The sequence below is a fragment of the Massilia sp. BKSP1R2A-1 genome, assembly GCF_050586525.1.
Classification (GTDB): Bacteria; Pseudomonadota; Gammaproteobacteria; order Burkholderiales; family Burkholderiaceae_D; genus Telluria.
Map to the genome: position 1 here is coordinate 123,168 of NZ_JBOBRE010000003.1, position 19,504 is coordinate 142,671.

The window sequence follows — 19,504 nt, forward strand, 5'->3', positions numbered from 1 at the left end:
TATACTGTTGATTGTCTTTCATGCCAGAGTAAGCATTCGTTCCTCAACCGTATTGCGCTTTCATGACACAGCCTTGCTCCATTGCGTCAACTTTGCCCCCGGATGGCGGCCGGGTGACGGGTTCCTACCTGCAGCCGCTCGTGGAGACGGCCGCGGCGCGCGGCATCACGGCCGAGCGCCTGGCCGCTGCCGCGGGCCTGCCGGCCGGCGTCCTGAGCCCCCTGCCCGACTCGCTCGCCGCACGCGACTACATCGCCCTGCTGGATGCGGGCGCCATGCTGACGAACGACCCGCATTTCGGCCTGCACGTGGGCGAACGGGTCCGTCCCGGCACCTACACGGTCTACGGCCTGGTCCTGATGGCCTGCCGCGACGTCGGCCAGGCGCTGGAACAGACGCAGCGCTACGAAGCGCTGGCCCATGACCTGGGCCGCACGCGGCTCGGCGTCGACGGCGCCGACGCGCTCTACGCCTGGATCAGCCATTACCCCGCCGCCTCGCGCCACCTGGTGGAAAGCGTGTTCGCCGGCATCCGCATCTTCGGCAGCTGGCTGGCCGGACGCCCGCTCAGCCCGCGCCATATCGCCTTCGTTCACCACAGCGACGCGCCACCGGACGAGTACGAGCGCGTGCTGGGCGTACGCCCGCAGTTTGGCGCGGCCGGCAACGTAGGACGTTTCGACGCCGCCATCCTCGCCATGCCGGTGCCGGACGCCGATCCCAGCCTGTATCCGGTGCTGCGCCAGCACGCCGAGCGCCTGCTGGGCGCCCGCAACGCCGCCGGCGACGGCATCCTGGCCCAGGTCCGCTCGCTGCTCATCGGACAGCTCCCGCAAGGTGGCGCGCGCCTGCCCGCGGTTGCGGCGGAACTCGGCATGTCGCCCCGCACCCTGCAGCGCAAGCTGGCCGATGCCGGTTCCAGCTTCCAGGACCTGCTCGACGGCGCCCGCTACGAGCTTGCCCGCGACTACCTGCGCCAGCGCGAGCTGGGCCTGGTCGACATCGCCTTCCTGCTGGGCTACCAGGAACAAAGCGCCTTCACCCACGCCTTCCGCGAGTGGTCCGGCGTCAATCCCGGCGCCTGGCGGGAACATTTCCAACTCCGGTGTCAGGTCTGACAAACAACTCCGGTGTCAGGTCTGACAAATGGACACGAGCTCAGCGCTATGCCCGCCTAATGTTCAGTTCGTGTCCGAATGTCAGACCTGACACCGAGTTTGGACACCGAGTCTGGCCCCAAATCAGGCAGCCTGAGCAGCCGTCCATCGCCCCTTCGTGCAAGGGCTATAATTGCCAGAATATCGAAAGCGCACATACCGGTTACCGACGTGAATCTCCATCTCGACCAGCTCCACCCCTACCCCTTCGAACAGCTGCGCCAGCTCTTCAGCGGGGTGACTCCGAACGCCGCCTACAGCCCGATCAGCCTGGGCATCGGCGAACCCAAACACCCGACCCCGGGCTTCATCGAAAAAGCCCTGGTGCACGCGATGTCGGGCCTGTCGAGCTACCCCAGCACCCACGGCAACGAGGCGCTGCGCGTGGCGATCGCCGGCTGGCTCGAGCGCCGCTACGGGATTCCGGCGGTCGATGCGAACACCATGGTGCTGCCGGTGAACGGCTCGCGCGAGGCGCTGTTCGCCTTTGCCCAGTGCGTCGTCGACGGCTCGCAGGGCGATGCGCTGGTGATGAGCCCGAACCCCTTCTACCAGATCTACGAAGGGGCGGCCCTCCTGTGCGGCGCCCGGCCTTACTACGTGAACTCCGAGCCGGGCCGCAATTTCGCGCCCGACTACGGCAGCGTGCCGGATGAGGTGTGGTCGCGCGTGCAGCTGCTCTACGTCTGCTCGCCCGGCAATCCGACCGGGGCCGTGCTCACGCTGGAAGACTGGAAGCAGCTCTTCGAACTCGCCGACCGCCACGGCTTCGTGATCGCATCGGACGAGTGCTATTCCGAGATCTATTTCGGCTCCACGCCGCCGCTGGGCGCGCTGGAAGCGGCGCACCAGCTGGGCCGCAGCAGCGGCGAGCGTCCCTACGCGAACCTGGTCGTGTTCTCCAGCCTGTCGAAGCGCTCCAACGTGCCCGGCATGCGCTCGGGCTTCGTGGCCGGCGACCCGCAGTTGATGAAGAAATTCCTGCTCTACCGCACCTATTGCGGCGGTGCGATGTCGCCGCCGGTCCAGGCGGCTTCCGTGGCCGCGTGGAGCGACGAGCACCACGTGCAGGACAACCGCGCGCTCTACCGCGAGAAGTTCAACCTCATCACCCCGCTGCTCAAGCAGGTGATGGACGTCGAACTGCCGGACGCCGGCTTCTACCTGTGGGCCGACGTGCGCCGCAGCGGCCTTTCCGACACCGAGTTCGCACGCCGCCTGTACGACGAATATAATGTGACGGTTTTGCCGGGAAGCTATCTTGCACGCGAAGCGCACGGCCTCAACCCGGGCCGCAACCGCATTCGCATGGCGCTGGTCGCGAGCGTCGACGAAGGACTCGAAGCCGCCAACCGCATCGTCGAGTTCTGCAAGAGCCTCTGAGGCAGCACCACTGAAATATCCTAACCAGAGAATCGCATCATGACCCAACAACTCCAGAACATCATCGACACCGCGTGGGAACAGCGCGCGGAGATCAGCCCGAGCAGCGCCAGCCTTGAGGTGCGCGACGCGGTCGCCCACGTGCTCGCGGGCCTCGACGCCGGCACCCTGCGCGTGGCGCAGAAAGACAGCGGCAGCTGGGTCGTGAACCAGTGGATCAAGAAGGCCGTCCTGCTGTCCTTCCGCCTGGAGAACAACGTGCCGGTGCCGGCCGGCGGCGGCATGCAGTTCTACGACAAGGTCCCGACCAAGTTCGCCGACTACACCGCCGAAGACTTCGCCAGGGGCGGCTTCCGCGTGGTGCCGCCGGCCGTCGCCCGTCGCGGCAGCTTCATCGGCAAGAACGTGGTCCTGATGCCGTCCTACGTCAACATCGGCGCCTACGTCGACGAAGGCGCGATGGTCGATACCTGGGCCACCGTCGGCTCCTGCGCCCAGATCGGCAAGAACGTCCACCTGTCGGGCGGCGTCGGCATCGGCGGCGTGCTGGAACCGATGCAGGCCAACCCGACCATCATCGAAGACAACTGCTTCATCGGCGCGCGTTCCGAGATCGTCGAAGGCGTGATCGTGGAAGAGAACTCGGTGATCTCGATGGGCGTGTACATCGGCCAGTCGACCAAGATCTACAACCGCGAAACCGGCGAAGTCACTTACGGCCGCGTGCCGTCGGGCTCCGTGGTGGTGTCGGGCAGCCTGCCGTCCGCCGACGGCAAGTACAGCCTGTACTGCGCCGTGATCGTCAAGCGCGTGGATGCACAGACCCGTTCGAAGACCGGCATCAACGAGCTGCTGCGCGGCGACTGAGCATGACCCGGCCGGCCATGTGAATGGCCGGCCACACGACCAAAGGAGACGATGCCATGGCCATGGACCGCCTGTTCCAGCTGATGAAGGAGAAGAACGCTTCCGACATGTTCTTCGCCGTGAACTCGCCGGTGCACATCAAGATCAACGGGAACCTCATCCCGATCAACCAGCATCGTCTCGAACCGGAAAACATCCTCTCCCTGCTGTCCGAGATCGCCACGCCCGAGCAGATGCAGGAGCTCGAGCGCGAGAACGAACTGAATATGGGCGTATCAAGGCCGAACCTCGGCCGCTACCGCCTGTCGGCCTTCCGCCAGCGCGGCTCGATCTCGGCCGTGTTCCGCTTCGTGCCGGCCACCATTCCGCCGCTCGGCGAACTGGGCCTGCCGCCCGTGCTGTCCGAGCTGATCATGGAAAAGCGCGGCCTGCTGCTGATCGTCGGCGCCACGGGTTCCGGCAAGTCGACCACCATCGCCTCGATGCTGGACCACCGCAACGAACAGCGCACCGGCCACATCCTGACGCTGGAAGACCCGATCGAGTACCTCTTCAAGAACAAGAAGTCGATCGTCAACCAGCGCGAGATCGGCAGCGACGCCACCAGTTTTGCCACCGCCCTGCGCAACTCGATGCGCCAGGCGCCGGACTGCATCCTGATCGGCGAAATCCGCGACAAGGAAACCATGGCGGCCGCGCTGGCCTATGCGCAGTCGGGCCACCTGGTCCTGGCCACGCTCCACGCCAACAACAGCTACAACGCGCTGAACCGCATCATCAGCTTCTACCCGATCGAGAACCGCGCCGCCCTGCTGCAGGACCTGGCATCGAGCGTGAAGGCGATCGTCTCGCAGCGCCTCGTGAAGTCCGCCGCGGGCGGCCAGCGCCAGGCCGCGGTCGAGGTCATGCTGAACACTCGCTACATCGCCGACCTGATCGAAAAGGGCGAAATCGGCCAGATCAAGGACGCGATGGACAAGAGCCTGTCGCCGGGCTCGCAATCCTTCGAGACCGCCCTGCTCAAGCTGGTCAAGGACGGTCTCGTGACGCAGGAAGAAGCGCTGGCGAACGCCGACTCGGCCACCAACCTGCTCTGGCTGCTCAACAACGGGCCGGAAAGCCAGGTCCAGCCCGAGGACGAAAACAAACCGGCCGAACCGCAGGCCACCTCCTTTACGGAGTTCACCCTCAATCCCTGATGTTCGAGCTCAGCCAGCTGCGCTGCTTCGTCGCCGTCGCCGAGGAGCTGCATTTCAGCCGCGCGGCCGAGCGCCTGAACATGACCCAGCCGCCGCTCAGCCGCCAGATCCGGCTGCTCGAGCACCACGTCGGCGTCCAGCTCCTCGAACGTAACAGCCGCACCGTCAGCCTCACGGCGGCCGGCAAGGCCTTCTTCCCGGAGGCGGCGCGCATCCTGCGCATCGCCGAGGAAGCGACCTTCGCAGCCCGCCGCGCCGCCAAGGGCGAACAGGGCAACCTCGCCATCGGCTTCACGTCCGCCTCCGGCTACAGCCTGCTGCCGGAAGTCGTGCGCCGCCTGCGCGAATGCGCGCCCGGGGTGTCGCTCACGCTCAAGGAACTGGTCAGCACCGCGCAGGTCGAGGCCCTGAACGCGGGTGAGCTCGACCTCGGCCTGCTGCGTCCCCACCCCATGAACGGCGAGCTGGAAAGCCGCCTGATCGCCACCGAGTCGCTGATGCTCGCGATTCCCGAAGGCGAGGCCGATGCCTGGCCGCTCGAGCCGGCCTTGGGCGACCTGCACGGCAAGCCCTTCGTCATGTATTCGCCCTACGAGGCGCGGCCCTTCTACCTCATGCTGAGCGAACGCTTCGCCCGCGCCGGCGTCGTGCCGGATATCGTCGAACACATCGGCCAGGTGCACACCATGCTGGCCCTGGTGCGCGCCGGCGTGGGCGCAGCCCTGATCGCGGAAGGCGCCTCGCGCCTGAAATTCGACGGCATCGTCATGCGCCGCCTGGCCACCGAGCCCGTCGAGATGGTCTGCACCTGGCGCCGCGACAACGACAATCCGGTGCTTGCGCTGTTCAAGCAACGCATCCTGCCTGGTTTCGACAGCAACTAACCCCCGATTGATTCAATCAGTGAATCGGTCGCAACACTCTTTGATTTGGTCTTGAATCGATCGGCGCCTATGATCGCTGATAACGAAGCCACCCTTTCAAAGCCAGCGAGATCATGAAACATACCGGCACCCCCATCGTCACCAGCCTGCGCGTCGTCCCCGTCGCCGGCCAGGACAGCATGCTGCTCAACCTCTCCGGCGCACACGGCCCCTGGTTCACCCGCAACATCGTCATCCTCACCGACAGCGCCGGCAACACCGGCCTGGGCGAGGTGCCGGGCGGCGAGAAGATCCGCCAGACCATCGAGGACGCGCGCGAACTCGTCGTCGGCAAGTCGCTGGGCGACTACAACTGCGTGCTCAACGCGATGCGCAAGGCGTTCGCCGACCGCGACGCCGGTGGCCGCGGCCTGCAGACATTCGACTTGCGCACGACCATTCACGCGGTCACCGCGGTGGAATCGGCCCTGCTCGACCTGCTCGGCCAGTTCATGAACGTCCCGGTCGCCGCCCTGCTGGGCGAAGGCCAGCAGCGCGACGCGGTCGAGATGCTGGGTTACCTGTTCTACGTGGGCGACCGCAAGAAAACCGGCCTGGCCTATCGCAGCGAAGAGGATGCGGACAACGCCTGGATCCGCCTGCGCAATGAAGAAGCCCTCACGCCGGAATCCATCGTGCGCCTGGCCGAGGCGACGCGCGAGCGCTACGGCTTCAACGACTTCAAGCTCAAGGGGGGCGTACTGAGCGCGGATGAGGAGATGGAAGCCATCGTCGCCCTGCACGAACGCTTCCCCGAAGCGCGCGTGACGCTCGACCCGAACGGCGGCTGGCTGCTCAAGGACGCGATCCGCGTCTGCCGCGACAAGCACGGCATCCTGGCCTACGCCGAAGACCCCTGCGGCGCCGAAGGCGGCTTCTCGGGCCGCGAAGTCATGGCCGAGTTCCGTCGCGCCACCGGCCTGCCGACCGCCACCAACATGATCGCCACCGACTGGCGCCAGATGGCCCACTCGATCCAGCTGCAATCGGTCGACATCCCGCTGGCCGACCCGCACTTCTGGACCATGCAGGGCTCGGTGCGCGTGGCCCAGCTATGCGAGATGTTCGGCCTGACCTGGGGCTCGCACTCGAACAACCACTTCGACATTTCGCTCGCCATGTTCACCCACGTGGGCGCGGCGGCGCCGGGCAAGGTGACAGCGATCGATACGCACTGGATCTGGCAGGACGGCCAGCGCCTGACCAAGGAGCCGTTCAAGATCGAAGGCGGCATGGTGCACGTGCCGAAGAAGCCGGGCCTGGGCATCGAGCTCGATGCGCTTGAGTTGGAGAAGGCGCTCCAGGCGTACAAGAACATGGGCCTGGGCGCCCGTGACGACGCGGTCGCGATGCAATACCTCGTTCCAGGTTGGAAATTCGACAACAAGCGTCCCTGCCTGGTGCGCTGATCTTGTAGGGTGGTCGGCTCCGCCGACCGCGCGTTCAGCCAGTTCGAGCGCAGCCACAGCGCATCCGTGAGTTGAACGCGCGCACGGCAAAGCCGTGCACCCTACCCCTTCTGTGTACAATCTTCCCCTGCGAAGCTTGTGCTATCCTCGCGCGTTTCCAAATTTTAAGACCCGCGCCCATGACCATCACCCTCTACGGCATCCCCAACTGAAGGACGTCGTCCACATGAGTTGACGCTACTCGCCTAAGCCCTTGATAATGCTTGAGTTTTCAACTCCACCTTGTACCACAACGCAAGCGCAATACATGCCGAACCGATGCGTACGGCACGTCCATGCGGTTGCTACACGTGGTCTATCGAATGTCCGACTATCTCATCAGGCGCGGCGGGCGCTATAGCTTCCGCAGACGGTACCCAACAGACGTGGCAGCAATTCTTGGCAAGGTCGAATTCGTCAAGGCACTTGGCACTGCCGACCGTCGAGAAGCGGAGAAGCTCGCCCGCCTAGTTAATGTCAAATTTGACAACATTTGCGAAGAGAGTCTGATCAGCCTCGCGAGAGAGCCTGCTGAGCCGTCGAAGACCGCAGATGACCCTGTGCCGCCCCAAAGTGACGAAGAGGCCACACGGAGCGTTCTGGCACGTCTGCCGGGCATTATCCGAACCATGACTGAGTCTGTGATTGCCGAGCAATCCCGGAATCGGGCTGGATGGGCCGATGCCCTATCTTGGCAGAGACGAGCGTTGAAGGCCCAGATCGCGGGTCAAATGCCAGCCAGCATAGCGATGGTCCCAGTTGAAGCGCGCGCTGCGCTTGAAGCGCTGGAAGCCGCAGCTCGCGGAGAGCCGATGAATGTGGCCGCTAACCTCCCCTCACCTCCATTAGTCGCCGGAACCCCATCTGTTCGCCCAGTCGAGAAGGAGTCGCTATTGGACCGGGAGATGCTGAATGCTGCCTTTGAAGAATACTCGCTCGGCAAGTCTCCTCGTCGCGTAGCACTCGCACTACGCCAGGCGAACAAGGTCTTGCACCTTCCGTGTAGTCGAGAGGAAGCGGTTGCCGCGATCTCAAAGCGGTGTACTGATGAGCTGTTAAAAGACAAGAAGCGCGCATCTGTCTGGACCGAAGCCTCGGCAGTCATCGCAGTGCTAAAGCAGGTGCCAGGGTGGCACAACTTCGAGGTTCCCAAAGTAGGCGCGCTGAAGCAGCTCAAGGGCGCAGGCAGGGCTAGCCAAGACGCGCGCTCGCCTATGCCGGTTTCTGTCCTTCACACGATACTGGGAAACCTACCCAAGAACTTGCCCCGTGGTGGTGGCTATTGGCATGCCACGCTGCTGTTGTGCGCCCTTTACGGTCTACGTCCCGGTGAATTGCTTCGGTCTGGGCCGGAAGCACTACAAGTCCGCAAGGACGTGTTCGACGTTGAACGCTTGGTGTTCAAGGTGGGATTGAACGGTGCGAAGAATGTTGCTAGCAAACGAGACCTGCCTATCTCGGATGAGGTACGGCCTTTGTTTGAGCTTGCGCTAAGCATGGGCAGCTGCTCATCCGAGACTGCGAGAACTCGGGTTGAGCGCCTGAACGGACTGGTCAAGAAATCCCAGCCGTGTAGCGCTTTTACGCATACGTTGTATAGCGTCCGCCATCTATTCGCTGACGTGGCTCGGTCATGCAACTACAGCGAGGATCAGTTCGGCCCTCTGCTAGGCCATGCATCGAAGGCCGACATTACGCGAGTGTATGGAGGAAAAGCCCCGCTGGACTTCAACTCAGAACTGTTGAGTGCGGTACAGCGCAAGCTGTTCCCGCTTGGCTTAGCCGACTTCTGGCCTGCCGAGCTACGTCGGCCTAAACCCACACCTTAAAATTTTTTATCTCATGCGAGGGGGGTCTCTCTGACTCTCGCGCCTGATCGCCCCCTACTCCCGTCCTGCTTAAAGGCCCGCATCGAGAAGCAAGTCTGAGGGCCGACACGATAACGCTACCGCCAGCTTAGCCACATTGAGCATAGTGACGTTTCGTTCACCGCGCTCGATCTTCCCCATGTGCGAGCGATCGATTCCAGCGTGATCGGCTAACGCTTCCTGAGACAGATTCAATGCCTTCCGACGCGCGCGCACCGCCTCACCTAGTGAAACTAGGAGGTGGTTCTTGTCAGTCGTTCCCGATACCCTTGGCATACTGCCAATGGTCGCGTTATGATGGGTCTATGACCACGGCATTTACGACCCATCCGGATCGATGCTCGGTTAGGAGACTAAATTGAAAGCTGTAAAGCGGCTATGTGCAATTGCTATTCTCACGTTACCTCATCATGCGAACGCGGCGGGTCTAACCGAGATGTGTACGGCAGTCGGTGGGCTGTTCAGGGACGCACTCCTAGCTGAGTCACTCAAGATCGCATTCGATGAAAACCATGAGTGGAAAGCTAAGCTCTATCATAGCCTTCCTCCGAGCTGGAAAGAGCAGCTCGACAAAGACATTGCAGAGATCAAACCTAAGCTGATCCCAGCAACAGCGCTCATCCTAAAGCAAGTACCAGCGTGGAATGAGCAAGGACTAGATGGAATGCGCAGAGCACGGCAGGAAATCTTCACACGGCTCAGGCCGATGGAGGATGCTTATCTCATCGGATGCATTAAGAGGCTGCAAGACTAACCACTATAGTTGCGCGCTTACTCATCGACAATCGCACCTTCGCCACTGGCCTACACGCATGCTCAAACTGGAGTCTCGTCTTCCTCTTCAAGGACAACGGACTCCCACCCACACCCCTGGCAGACGTTTACATACGGTGGCTCGACGTCAAGCTCGGGCACGTAGAAGCTACTTAGTTGGTAAGAAGCGCACTGCGGGCAGCGTTCAGGACGATCCGACTCCTTGCGGATGACAGCAGTAGAGAAGATGTCTAAGACATGACGCGTCGCATCCATCGTCAGTTCCGCGTCGATTAGCAGAGCATTTGATGTATGGGTTAGCCAGTTCGCTAGTTGCCATGCTGAGTTCGATACTTGCTTCAAGTGCGCCCGAATGTCTTTCAAATGTGGGCCAGGTACAGCCCAATCCGCAATCAAGCTGGCCCACTGCGTAAAGTCCCCGCGCTTAGGTTGAGCGACGTTGTCCGGAAGCTCAATGTAGTCGGGCGCAGACCGTACAAACGCCAGCATGCACTCCCTGCATTTCATGCCAACGGCTTGAAAGTCTTCGGCCTCAGCGGCGCTATCAATTGTTGCAGCAGCCTGTTCCCACCGCCGCCAGGCAGGGGCAAAGCGGTGCTTGTTTGGGCTTACGGAAGTCCTCGCATCTCGCGCAGCGACGCGTGCCATGAGGCCGACATGGAATGAAAACAGGTAGTCAAGACTAGGAAACTCGAACTGGGAATACAAGTTGGTAGGGTTCGTGATCACCCACCACCGACCGTTTGAGGCATGTATGTCCCATGCCACGTACTTCCTACCGAAAACCACCTCGGTTTTCATTCGCTCAAGGTGGAGTACCTGTACCTGTTCTCCTCCTTCGATGCCCTTGTTCACTTGCCATTCAAAGTAATCGATGATCTCGCGTTCTTCCCTCTCGGACCGACCTAGCACAACCTGTCGAAGATTTTCAACTGCAGGCCTTGACGGCAGAGTGCATTCACTGTCGCCGTCAATCCCCTCTTGAGTTTCGCGGTCAATGCGTTCGTTGTCGGTCATTGCAGTTCCCCAGAGTAGTCGCGCAGCCGATAGCTTACCTCATTGGCAACACGCAGCTACCGCCCAAAAGTTCTAACTTCTGCACCATAGCGCCAGAGCGCTCACCAATAGCTCACAAGATACTTGACTAGAGTTATGGACTAGGCCACAATGGACACCCTATCTTCTGAACAGTAAGTGAGTACATGAGCCACATTGGGTACTACCGGGTATCAACCCTCGATCAGAGCATCGAATCTCAACGTGCCGCCCTATCTCAAGGCCATCAGATCGACCGCGAGTTCGTGGATGAAGGGGTGTCTGGTGCAGTGCTTGCAGCGGAGCGCCCAGGGTTTCGCGCACTGCTCGATTACATCCGAGAGGGCGATACATTGCATGTCTACGCGGTTGATCGACTAGGCCGGGATGCAATCGACGTTCAAACCACAATTCGGGGTCTCATTACTCGGGGAGTTGTCGTTGAGATTCGCGGGCTCGGTAGGATTGCTAAAGGAGTCGGCGAGCTGATCATTGCCGTGCTCGCACAAGTAGCGGACATGGAGCGTCAACGCATCCGCGAAAGAACAACGGCAGGTCGTGAAGTCGCGCGCAAGTCTCTTGAACTTACGGGGAAGACCCATCGGGGGAAAGTTAGTTTGGGCCGACCAGCGAAGTATGATCCCGGGGTAGTACGTGAATGGCGCATGAAGCATAGCGCTAGCATTCGCAAGACAGCTGAACACTTTGGTCTCTCCGATTCCACGGTCAAGCGGTACTGTTTAGGCTTACCTACGGCAATGTCGTCCTAAGTCTTAAAGAATAAGAGTCGGGTAAAATGGTAAGACCATGGAGCGTTGCGACAAGGGCGTACCGTGAGGCGGGTCTAATCCCGCCATCGACCCAGGTCGCATCCCACCGAAATTGTGAAGCCCTAAAGCCGTAGCAACGCTCCCACTCGATAGCCCGCGCATTTCGTATTGCTTTAAGCCTAACGAAGGCTACACTTAGAGTCGGATAAAGTGATAGAAGATCACAACCGAAGGGCAGGGTCTGAACGAACGGGGCGGGTCCAATCCCGCTTGCTGTTCAATGTTCAGACGCTACAACAGTCGGCGCGTGCGGTATCTGTCTCTTTAATTACGTTACAGCGCGCGCTCCGCATCTGCTAGGAAAACAATCGCAGCTGCAGTCTGATGTAAAGCGAATGCAACGAAGTGATCAGGCACGTCCACTACCTCGCTTCCTTGCCCGTGCCCACTCAACCGATTCCGAGCAGTCGGCACTCCACTTTCCAACATCGAGCGCAATCCAGTGTATTGAGAAGCCCACATGGGCGGGATAAGTTCCTTCTCGAATAAAAGATCGAACAGGTGCTTTGCTGTGGCCTTGGCACTGTATTCCCAGTGATGCTTCTGAGCTATGGTCTTCGCCATGCTTTCCAATGACTTAAGCGCATCAACTAGCGCCTCCTTCGGGCGTTGATGTCGATAGTGTTCGTATGCGCTCAGAAATTCCTCCTGAACTCCACGGTACGCCGGGTCGGCAAGGAGCGCCAAGGCAGGTTTGATGACCTCACTGTGGATGAGTTCTGAATCGATACGAACAACTTGCTTGGATGGCACATCGTATCGATAGCCGACCGCATGCTGTTTGAAACGAAGGTTAAGCTCGTCTAAAGCACTCACCGCTCGCGAGGGGCCGTCGTATCGCCCCAGATAGCTATGGTCTCTAGAATGAACGCTGATTACCCTGCACGCTAACTCAACCGCATCTAACACATGCTCAACATTGAACTCATGCAGAATGAATTCTCGCAGTTCGGTGATTGTATTCCTGCGGCGACGTGTCGAAGGAGGTAACTCAAATACTCCATACTCGCGGCGCAACGTCGCGACAATAGCACCGTAGGCATTCTGTACACTGACCCGCCGATCATAGTCAGTCTCGCTACCCAGAACGTCATTAAAGATGTGTACGATCTGGACGCGAAGAGGCTCCGGCATTTCGTCATACCTAAGAACATCATTGGATAGTCCGCGCTCGTCGCTTTGCCGTCGTGAGAATAGTGCAACTGGGCTCATGGGGTATTAGGCTTAAAATTGTCGGGTGAACGTTCTGATCGATGATAGCACTCAACCTTCATTGCTGAGAACGTCGGAATTTGGCTTAGGTGAATGTGTTATTCTGCCGAGCCTTCTGTACCACAGGTATCGAACATGCGATACATACTGGACAGATCACGATCATCTAAGTGCTTGATTCTACTATGTCTTTTACCCTCTACGGCATCCCCAACTGCGACACCGTCAAGAAGGCCCGCACCTGGCTGGCCGACAATGGCCACGACTTCGCCTTCCACGACTTCAACAAGCAGGGCCTGTCCCGCGACCTGGTGGCCGGCTGGCTCGGGCAGCTCGACTGGGAAGTCCTGGTCAACCGCAAGGGCACCACATGGCGCAACCTGCCTGACGAGCGCAAGGCGCAGATCACGGACAAGGACAGCGCGCTGGAGCTGATGCTGGAGAACCCTTCCGTGATCAAGCGCCCTGTCCTGCAGGGTGTCGGCCCGGTTTCGGTCGGATTCTCCGCCGACGCCTACACGGCCAAGTTCCAGGACGCCGCATGAAACCCTCCCGTACCCTCCTGCTGACCGAAGAGCTGATCGCCCTCGATTCCGTCACGCCCCACGACAAGGGCTGCCAGGAGCGCCTGAAGGAGCTGCTCGCGCCGCTGGGCTTTCATTGCGAGACCATCGAATCGAACGGCGTCACCAATCTGTGGGCGCGCAAGGGTACGACTTCCCCGGTGTTCGTCTTCGCCGGCCACACCGACGTGGTGCCGTCCGGTCCCGAGCACCAATGGCATTCGGCGCCCTTCGTGCCGACCCGGCGCGACGGCAAGCTGTACGGCCGCGGCGCTTCCGACATGAAGACCTCGATCGCCGCCATGGTCGTGGCCTGCGAAGAGTTCATCGCCGCCCAGCCCGACCATAAGGGCTCGATCGCCTTCCTGATCACCAGCGACGAGGAAGGCCCGGCCGTGGACGGCACCGCGGTCGTCTGCGAGCGCCTGGAAGAGCGCGGCGAGACCCTCGACTACTGCCTGGTGGGCGAACCCACCTCCTCCCACGTGCTGGGCGACACCATCAAGAACGGCCGCCGCGGCTCGCTCTCGGGCCACCTGGTCATCAAGGGCATCCAGGGCCACATCGCCTACCCGCACCTGGCGCGCAACCCGATCCACCAGGCCGCGCCGGCGCTGGCGGAGCTGGCCGCCGAGGTCTGGGACGAGGGCAACGAATACTATGCGCCGACCACCTGGCAGATCTCCAACATCGCGGCCGGCACCGGCGCCAACAACGTGATCCCGGGCAGCATGAGCCTCGACTTCAACTTCCGCTTCTCGACCGCCAGCACGGCCGACGGCCTGGAAGCGCGGGTGCACGCCATCCTCGACCGCCACGGCCTGGACTACGAGCTGCAGTGGACGCTGTCCGGCCAGCCCTTCCTGACGCCCAAGGGCACGCTGTCGGACACGCTGTGCAATGCGATCCGCGACGAGCTGGGCGTGCAGACCGAACTGTCGACCACCGGCGGCACCTCGGACGGCCGCTTCATCGCCCGCATCTGCCCGCAAGTGATAGAATTCGGGCCGCCGAACGCCAGCATCCACAAGATCGACGAACACATCGAGCTGCGCTACATCGATCCCCTCAAGAATATCTACCGCCGCACGCTGGAGCAGCTGCTGGCGCCGCAGTAAACAACGACTCAACCGGGAGCCCAGTGCCATGACCAATACCACCTTCAGCACGCCACGCGACCTGCTGCGCTATGCCATCACCCGCTTCAACGGCGCCAAGCTGTTCTTCGGCCATGGCAGCGCCGAAGCCTTCGACGAAGCAGCCTACCTGATCCTGCACACCCTGCGCCTGCCGCTGGACCGCCTCGACCCCTTCCTGGACGCACGCCTGCTGCCGGAAGAAGTGATCCAGGTGATGGAAGTGATCGAACGCCGCGTCAGCGAGCGCGTGCCGGCCGCCTACATCACCAGGGAGGCCTGGCTGGGCGAGTACCACTTCTACGTCGACGAGCGCGTGCTGGTGCCGCGCTCCTTCATCGCCGAACTGATCCCGCAGACCTTCAGCCCCTGGGTGCAGGATCCGGAAGGCGTGGAGAACGTGCTGGAACTGTGCACGGGCAGCGGCTGCCTGGCGATCATGATGGCCGACGCCTTCCCGAACGCCGTCATCGACGCCGTCGACATCTCGAAGGATGCGCTCGCCGTGGCCGAGCACAACATCCGCGAATACAAGCTCGAAGGCCGCGTGAACCCGATCGAATCGGACCTGTACACCAATGTGCCGTTCAAGAAGTACGACCTGATCGTCACCAACCCGCCCTATGTGAACAGCACGTCGATGGGCAAGCTGCCGCCGGAATACCTGCGCGAGCCGCAGATCGCCCTGGCCGGCGGCGAGGACGGCATGGACCTGGTGCGCAAGATCGTCGCCGGCGCGGCCGAGCGCTTGAGCCCGGAAGGCGTGCTGGTGGTCGAGATCGGCAACGAAGCGGAGTATGCGGAAGCGGCGTTCGGTCATCTGGGCCTGACGTGGCTGAGCACCAGTGCGGGTGACGATGCCGTGTTCCTGCTGACCGCTGAACAACTCCAATCGCAGTAAACCGCAGGGTGGTCGGCTTCGCCGACCGCGCGTTCAACTCCCGGATGCGTCGTGGCTGCGCATGATCCGGCTGGACGCGCGGTCGGCACAGCCGACCACCCTACATAACACCAGAAATTTGCAATGATCCGCTTCCAGAACGTCAGCCTGATGCGCGGCACCAAGCCGCTGCTCGAGGACGCCGACCTTACTCTCAACCCGGGCGACAAGATCGGCCTGATCGGCGCCAACGGCGCCGGCAAATCGAGCCTGTTCGCCATGCTGCGCAACGAGCTGCATCCTGACCAGGGCGCGATCGACTTCCCCGCAAAATGGCGCATGGCCTACGTGGCGCAGGAGACCCCGGCCCTCGACCGTCCGGCGCTGGAATACGCGATCGATGGCGACGCCAACCTGCGCAAGCTCCAGGCCGAGCTCGACGAGCTGGAAGCGCACCCGGACCACGCCGCCCACGGCATGCGCCTGGGCGAACTGCACAGCCTTCTTTCCGACGCCGACGCCTATACGGTGCAGTCGCGCGCCGAACAGCTGCTGCTGGGCCTGGGCTTCTCGCTGGAGCAGATGAAGCAGCCGGTGGCCAGCTTCTCGGGTGGCTGGCGCATGCGCCTGAACCTGGCGCAGGCGCTGATGTGCCCTTCCGACCTGCTGCTGCTGGACGAGCCGACCAACCACCTGGACCTGGACGCGATCATCTGGCTGGAGGACTGGCTCAAGCGCTACCCCGGCACCCTGATCATCATCTCGCACGACCGCGATTTCCTCGACGAGATCGTCAACGTCATCGTCCACATCGACGAGCGCAAGCTGAAGCGCTACTCGGGCAACTACAGCGGCTTCGAGCGCCAGCGCGCCGCCAGCCTGGTGCTGGCCGCCGCGGCTTTCGAGAAGCAGCAGCGCCAGCGCGCCCACCTGCAGTCCTTCGTGGACCGCTTCAAGGCCAAGGCCACCAAGGCGCGCCAGGCCCAGAGCCGCATGAAGGCGCTGGCCAAGATGGAAGAACTGGCCCCGCTGCGCGCCGCCGCCGAGTTCTCCTTCGAGTTCCGCGAACCTTTGTCGGCGCCGAACCCGCTGCTGGTACTGGAGGACGTCGACGCCGGCTATCCGATCCTCGATGGCCACGGCGACAAGGTCGGCGGCAAGGCCATCGTCAAGCGCGTCAACTTCTCGCTGCAGATCGGCCAGCGCATTGGCCTGCTGGGTGTGAACGGCGCCGGTAAATCCACGCTCATCAAGACCGTGGCCGGCGAGCTGATGCCGCTGGAAGGCAAGGCGACGCTCGGCAAGGGCCTGTCGATCGGCTACTTCGCCCAGCATCAGGTCGAGATGCTGCGCCACGACGAGTCGCCGCTGTGGCACCTGATGAAGATCGCGCCGAACGTGCGCGAGCAGGAGCTGCGCAACTTCCTCGGCAGTTTCAACTTCCCGGGCGATATGGTGACCAGCAAGATCGCCCCCTTCTCCGGCGGCGAGAAGGCGCGCCTGGCGCTGGCCCTGATCGTCTGGCAGCGTCCGAACCTGCTGCTGCTCGACGAACCGACCAACCACCTGGACCTGGAAACCCGCGAAGCCCTGACCATGGCGCTGGCCCAGTTCGAGGGCACGCTGGTGCTCGTCTCGCACGATCGTCACCTGCTGCGCGCCACCACCGACCAGTTCATCATCGTCGCCGACGGCAAGCTGCAGCCTTTCGACGGCGACCTGGACGACTACAAGGAATGGCTGTTCCAGACCAAACTGGGCAAGGGTACCGACACCCTGCCCGCGCCGGCACCGGCGAAGGAAGCAAGCACGGCTCCGGTCGCACCGGTCGACCGCAAGGAGCAGAAGCGCCTGGAAGCGGAAGGGCGCCAGCGCCTCGCCGCCCTGCGCAAGCCGCTCGAGAACCGGGTCAAGCGCCTGGAAGAGCAGATGGCCAGGCTGAACGCGAAGAAGGCCGAGATCGACGCCCAACTGCTGGAGCCGGGCATCTACGAAGCCGAGAACAAGGAGAAGCTCAAGACCCTGGTGGCCGACCAGGCCTTCGCCTCGCGCGACCTGGAGCAGCTCGAGTCCGAATGGCTGGAGCTGCAGGAGCAGCTCGAAGGCCTGGCCGCCTGAGCGGCATCAAGCCACCCTGGCGTCCTCGCTGGGCGCCAGCGACATCAGGCGGTCGATGTCGATCAGGATCATGCGCCGGTCCTTCATGATCCCCAGGCCGATGAGGTAGTCGGCCTCGCCGCTCGCCCCCGGCAGCGGCGCCACCTGCTCCGGGCGCAGGCGTACGACGCCCGTCACCCTCTCCACCACCACGCCGACGATCCCCGCCGAGACCCGCACGACGATCACGTCGAGGCCCGGCTTGGGCAGGGAGCGCTCGGCCGTGAATGCCACGCGCAGGTCCACCACCGGCATCACCACGCCGCGTGAAAGGGCGACGCCGCCGATGATCCCGCCGTCATTGGAAAAGCGTTCGAGCGAACTGTAGGCCTTGAGTTCCTGCACGGCGGCGTAATCGAGCCCGTATTCGAGCCCGCCCAGGCTGAAACCGAGGAACTGCTGGGGTGCGGCGAGGATATGCTGGTGCATGGCGTTTCCTTTCATGGGCAACGCCTATGCTAAGGGTGTGAACGATTGGAATGTTGACTGCAGTCAACTAACGCACCGTAGCAGGGCGCTTGCCGCCTTACTCCTTGATGTCGGGTTCGACAAGCAGGGCCAGCTGCGCCAGCGACTCCTGCCAGCCGAGGTAGCAGCTTTCGACCGGGATGAAATCCGGAATGCCTTCCTGCGTGATCCGCACCTCGACGCCGCAGGCGACTTCGCGCAGGGTGACGCTGGTCTGCATGTGGCCCGGCATGCGCGGGTCTTCGAATTCGGCCGAGTAGCGCACGCGCCTGCCCGGCTCCAGCTCCAGGTATTCGCCCCCGAAAGCGTGGCTGCCGCCCGTCGTCAGGTTGGTGAAGGACATCCGGTAGCGGCCGCCGACCCGGCTGTCCATCTCGTGGACGATGCCGAAGAAGCCGTAGGGCGGCAGCCATTTCGCGAAGGCGCCGGCAAGGGTGAAGGCGCGGTAGATGCGGTCGGGGGTGGATTTCAGCATGCGGTGCAGTTCGACGGTATTGGACATGGCGGTCTCCTTGTTTGATGTGGCAGAGGACGTCCCTCTGCCATGACGACGAAGAAGCAGGCCGGCTTTCGACATCCGGCGCCGTTTTTTACCCCGGGGCGCTCGGGGGCGCATGGTAGTTGTCGCCCAGCGCGGCCCTGGCCGAGGCCTGGTCGATGTGCTTGAAAAAGGGCCGGCCCGTCCCCTCGGACATGAAGTAGAAGTATTCGCCGTGGGCGTTGCGGGCGTAGCGCGTGACGCGCAGGACCGTGACCATCGCCTTGTCCCGGTACTCGATGTGTTCATGGACGAGCTGCGCGCTGCCGCCGTCGAAGCGCCATGCCGGGTGCTCGGCATCGATGCGAAGCTGGCGGAACTCTTCGGCCGCCAGTTTCAACACGCGCCGGGGATCGACGTGCCGGTTGCTCCACAGGTAGCAGAACAACAGGGCCGCGCAAGGTAGGACAAACACGAGTATTTCCATGGACTACACCAGCAATGCCAGCAGCGGCGCATCGTTCGGATTGACGAGCATGTCGGAAAGCCGGGCGCGCGGCACCAGCGACACGGCCTGGCTCTCCCATCCCATGTCGGCCGGGCAGCCGCCGACGCGGCGGCCGCGATAGTAACGGGTCTTGCTGCGGCTGCGCACCAGGTCGCACAGGAAGCCGCCGAGCACCACACGCAGCCCGCTTTCTTCCCAGGCTTCCCGGATCGCCGTGGCGCGCAAGGACATACCGGGGTCGCGCGTCCCTTTCGGGAAGGTGGCGGGATAGCCGCCGAAGGCGTTCGAGGGATGGACCACCCAGACCCGCCCGTCGGGCTCCTCGACCACGACGCCGGCGGCCACGCGCTTGCCGGGCATTGCTTCGAATGCGGGCTCCGCGAAAGGCGCCTCCTGTCCCTCGACCGCGCTCCAGCCGGCGTTGTCGGCCGGCGCCCCGCTCCATGGCTGGAATGCGATGCCGTTCAAGGAAGCCGGCATGGCCCCGCCGGGGACCACGGTGGCCGTCCGCAGCGGGTCGATCCAGCTGCCGGGTGGCGTCGGCGCGTGTGGCAGCGCGATGCTGACCGGCTTGCCGTTTTCGTCTTGCTTGGGATGGATGGTGGAGGGCATGCGGCC

The 19,504-nt window shown here is 62.7% G+C and carries 20 protein-coding genes; 13 read left to right on the forward strand and 7 right to left on the reverse strand.

The window, feature by feature from the left end:
• Positions 1-113 precede the first annotated feature (113 nt).
• From ACQ7JA_RS06160 to ACQ7JA_RS06190, 7 genes are all read left to right on the forward strand, one after another.
• The gene (locus tag ACQ7JA_RS06160) at positions 114-1,118 is read left to right on the forward strand and encodes an AraC family transcriptional regulator (RefSeq protein WP_430895611.1); all 1,005 of its coding nucleotides are present in this window, start codon (positions 114-116) and stop codon (positions 1,116-1,118) included.
• Positions 1,119-1,328: 210 nt separating this feature from the next.
• A complete protein-coding gene (gene dapC, locus ACQ7JA_RS06165) occupies positions 1,329-2,540 on the forward strand; it encodes a succinyldiaminopimelate transaminase (RefSeq protein WP_430895613.1) in 1,212 nt (403 codons plus the stop codon).
• A gap of 39 nt (positions 2,541-2,579) precedes the next feature.
• Positions 2,580-3,407: a 2,3,4,5-tetrahydropyridine-2,6-dicarboxylate N-succinyltransferase gene (gene dapD, locus ACQ7JA_RS06170; RefSeq protein WP_430895615.1), complete on the forward strand. Its 828-nt coding sequence runs from the start codon at positions 2,580-2,582 to the stop codon at positions 3,405-3,407.
• Between the two features lie 56 nt (positions 3,408-3,463).
• Positions 3,464-4,606, forward strand: coding sequence for a PilT/PilU family type 4a pilus ATPase (locus tag ACQ7JA_RS06175; protein ID WP_430895617.1), 1,143 nt, complete (start codon positions 3,464-3,466; stop codon positions 4,604-4,606).
• Complete coding sequence (locus ACQ7JA_RS06180; RefSeq protein WP_430895619.1) at positions 4,606-5,490, forward strand: LysR substrate-binding domain-containing protein; 885 nt, start codon at positions 4,606-4,608, stop codon at positions 5,488-5,490. The genes ACQ7JA_RS06175 and ACQ7JA_RS06180 overlap by 1 nt, the downstream gene beginning before the upstream one ends.
• A gap of 113 nt (positions 5,491-5,603) precedes the next feature.
• Positions 5,604-6,938 (forward strand): glucarate dehydratase, encoded by a 1,335-nt coding sequence (gene gudD / locus ACQ7JA_RS06185; RefSeq protein WP_430895621.1) that lies wholly within the window; start codon positions 5,604-5,606, stop codon positions 6,936-6,938.
• A gap of 362 nt (positions 6,939-7,300) precedes the next feature.
• Positions 7,301-8,806 (forward strand): DUF6538 domain-containing protein, encoded by a 1,506-nt coding sequence (locus tag ACQ7JA_RS06190; RefSeq protein ID WP_430895623.1) that lies wholly within the window; start codon positions 7,301-7,303, stop codon positions 8,804-8,806.
• 69 nt (positions 8,807-8,875) lie between these two features.
• Here the strand turns inward: ACQ7JA_RS06190 and ACQ7JA_RS06195 are convergent, their stop codons facing one another.
• Entirely contained in the window at positions 8,876-9,121 is a 246-nt protein-coding gene (locus ACQ7JA_RS06195) for a helix-turn-helix domain-containing protein (protein WP_430895625.1), read from the reverse strand.
• Between the two features lie 82 nt (positions 9,122-9,203).
• Here ACQ7JA_RS06195 and ACQ7JA_RS06200 point away from each other — a divergent pair, with 82 nt between their 5' ends.
• Positions 9,204-9,599 carry a hypothetical protein gene (locus ACQ7JA_RS06200; RefSeq protein ID WP_430895627.1) on the forward strand — a complete coding sequence of 132 codons (396 nt, stop codon included), beginning with the start codon at positions 9,204-9,206 and terminating at the stop codon, positions 9,597-9,599.
• 62 nt (positions 9,600-9,661) lie between these two features.
• Here the strand turns inward: ACQ7JA_RS06200 and ACQ7JA_RS06205 are convergent, their stop codons facing one another.
• The gene (locus ACQ7JA_RS06205) at positions 9,662-10,636 is read right to left on the reverse strand and encodes a hypothetical protein (RefSeq protein ID WP_430895629.1); all 975 of its coding nucleotides are present in this window, start codon (positions 10,634-10,636) and stop codon (positions 9,662-9,664) included.
• A 185-nt stretch (positions 10,637-10,821) separates the two neighbouring features.
• Here ACQ7JA_RS06205 and ACQ7JA_RS06210 point away from each other — a divergent pair, with 185 nt between their 5' ends.
• Positions 10,822-11,424, forward strand: coding sequence for a recombinase family protein (locus tag ACQ7JA_RS06210; RefSeq protein ID WP_430895631.1), 603 nt, complete (start codon positions 10,822-10,824; stop codon positions 11,422-11,424).
• 333 nt (positions 11,425-11,757) lie between these two features.
• On the opposite strand, the gene ACQ7JA_RS06215 is transcribed toward ACQ7JA_RS06210, so the two are convergent.
• Positions 11,758-12,696 (reverse strand): STM4504/CBY_0614 family protein, encoded by a 939-nt coding sequence (locus ACQ7JA_RS06215; RefSeq protein ID WP_430895633.1) that lies wholly within the window; start codon positions 12,694-12,696, stop codon positions 11,758-11,760.
• 185 nt (positions 12,697-12,881) lie between these two features.
• Here ACQ7JA_RS06215 and ACQ7JA_RS06220 point away from each other — a divergent pair, with 185 nt between their 5' ends.
• The 4 genes from ACQ7JA_RS06220 (at position 12,882) to ACQ7JA_RS06235 (ending at position 17,393) form a co-directional block, all read left to right on the forward strand.
• Positions 12,882-13,241 (forward strand): ArsC family reductase, encoded by a 360-nt coding sequence (locus ACQ7JA_RS06220; RefSeq protein ID WP_430895635.1) that lies wholly within the window; start codon positions 12,882-12,884, stop codon positions 13,239-13,241.
• Entirely contained in the window at positions 13,238-14,377 is a 1,140-nt protein-coding gene (gene dapE, locus ACQ7JA_RS06225) for a succinyl-diaminopimelate desuccinylase (RefSeq protein ID WP_430895637.1), read from the forward strand. The genes ACQ7JA_RS06220 and dapE overlap by 4 nt, the downstream gene beginning before the upstream one ends.
• 28 nt (positions 14,378-14,405) lie before the next feature.
• Positions 14,406-15,296, forward strand: a complete 891-nt coding sequence (prmB, locus tag ACQ7JA_RS06230) for a 50S ribosomal protein L3 N(5)-glutamine methyltransferase (protein ID WP_430895639.1) — start codon at positions 14,406-14,408, stop codon at positions 15,294-15,296.
• Between the two features lie 123 nt (positions 15,297-15,419).
• Entirely contained in the window at positions 15,420-17,393 is a 1,974-nt protein-coding gene (locus tag ACQ7JA_RS06235) for an ATP-binding cassette domain-containing protein (RefSeq protein WP_430895641.1), read from the forward strand.
• A 6-nt stretch (positions 17,394-17,399) separates the two neighbouring features.
• Here the strand turns inward: ACQ7JA_RS06235 and ACQ7JA_RS06240 are convergent, their stop codons facing one another.
• The 4 genes from ACQ7JA_RS06240 to ACQ7JA_RS06255 all read right to left on the reverse strand — a co-directional run bounded on the left by ACQ7JA_RS06240 (position 17,400) and on the right by ACQ7JA_RS06255 (position 19,498).
• Positions 17,400-17,861 carry a chemotaxis protein CheW gene (locus tag ACQ7JA_RS06240; RefSeq protein WP_430895643.1) on the reverse strand — a complete coding sequence of 154 codons (462 nt, stop codon included), beginning with the start codon at positions 17,859-17,861 and terminating at the stop codon, positions 17,400-17,402.
• Between the two features lie 97 nt (positions 17,862-17,958).
• Entirely contained in the window at positions 17,959-18,402 is a 444-nt protein-coding gene (locus ACQ7JA_RS06245) for an SRPBCC family protein (protein WP_430895645.1), read from the reverse strand.
• An 88-nt stretch (positions 18,403-18,490) separates the two neighbouring features.
• Positions 18,491-18,853 carry a hypothetical protein gene (locus ACQ7JA_RS06250; RefSeq protein ID WP_430895647.1) on the reverse strand — a complete coding sequence of 121 codons (363 nt, stop codon included), beginning with the start codon at positions 18,851-18,853 and terminating at the stop codon, positions 18,491-18,493.
• Between the two features lie 15 nt (positions 18,854-18,868).
• Positions 18,869-19,498, reverse strand: coding sequence for an NUDIX hydrolase (locus tag ACQ7JA_RS06255; protein ID WP_430895649.1), 630 nt, complete (start codon positions 19,496-19,498; stop codon positions 18,869-18,871).
• Between the last annotated feature and the right edge of the window lie 6 nt (positions 19,499-19,504).

What these genes read in the sequence shown, in the direction of transcription:
- dapD (WP_430895615.1), top strand. Translation starts at nt 2,580, where the DNA reads ATGACCCAACAACTCCAGAACATCATCGACACCGCGTGGGAACAGCGC.
- dapE (WP_430895637.1), top strand. Translation starts at nt 13,238, where the DNA reads ATGAAACCCTCCCGTACCCTCCTGCTGACCGAAGAGCTGATCGCCCTC.
- ACQ7JA_RS06180 (WP_430895619.1), top strand. Translation starts at nt 4,606, where the DNA reads ATGTTCGAGCTCAGCCAGCTGCGCTGCTTCGTCGCCGTCGCCGAGGAG.
- ACQ7JA_RS06190 (WP_430895623.1), top strand. Translation starts at nt 7,301, where the DNA reads ATGTCCGACTATCTCATCAGGCGCGGCGGGCGCTATAGCTTCCGCAGA.
- ACQ7JA_RS06255 (WP_430895649.1), bottom strand. Translation starts at nt 19,498, where the DNA reads ATGCCCTCCACCATCCATCCCAAGCAAGACGAAAACGGCAAGCCGGTC.
- ACQ7JA_RS06205 (WP_430895629.1), bottom strand. Translation starts at nt 10,636, where the DNA reads ATGACCGACAACGAACGCATTGACCGCGAAACTCAAGAGGGGATTGAC.
- ACQ7JA_RS06235 (WP_430895641.1), top strand. Translation starts at nt 15,420, where the DNA reads ATGATCCGCTTCCAGAACGTCAGCCTGATGCGCGGCACCAAGCCGCTG.
- ACQ7JA_RS06215 (WP_430895633.1), bottom strand. Translation starts at nt 12,696, where the DNA reads ATGAGCCCAGTTGCACTATTCTCACGACGGCAAAGCGACGAGCGCGGA.
- ACQ7JA_RS06220 (WP_430895635.1), top strand. Translation starts at nt 12,882, where the DNA reads ATGTCTTTTACCCTCTACGGCATCCCCAACTGCGACACCGTCAAGAAG.
- gudD (WP_430895621.1), top strand. Translation starts at nt 5,604, where the DNA reads ATGAAACATACCGGCACCCCCATCGTCACCAGCCTGCGCGTCGTCCCC.
- ACQ7JA_RS06210 (WP_430895631.1), top strand. Translation starts at nt 10,822, where the DNA reads ATGAGCCACATTGGGTACTACCGGGTATCAACCCTCGATCAGAGCATC.
- ACQ7JA_RS06240 (WP_430895643.1), bottom strand. Translation starts at nt 17,861, where the DNA reads ATGCACCAGCATATCCTCGCCGCACCCCAGCAGTTCCTCGGTTTCAGC.
- prmB (WP_430895639.1), top strand. Translation starts at nt 14,406, where the DNA reads ATGACCAATACCACCTTCAGCACGCCACGCGACCTGCTGCGCTATGCC.
- ACQ7JA_RS06195 (WP_430895625.1), bottom strand. Translation starts at nt 9,121, where the DNA reads ATGCCAAGGGTATCGGGAACGACTGACAAGAACCACCTCCTAGTTTCA.
- ACQ7JA_RS06175 (WP_430895617.1), top strand. Translation starts at nt 3,464, where the DNA reads ATGGCCATGGACCGCCTGTTCCAGCTGATGAAGGAGAAGAACGCTTCC.
- ACQ7JA_RS06245 (WP_430895645.1), bottom strand. Translation starts at nt 18,402, where the DNA reads ATGTCCAATACCGTCGAACTGCACCGCATGCTGAAATCCACCCCCGAC.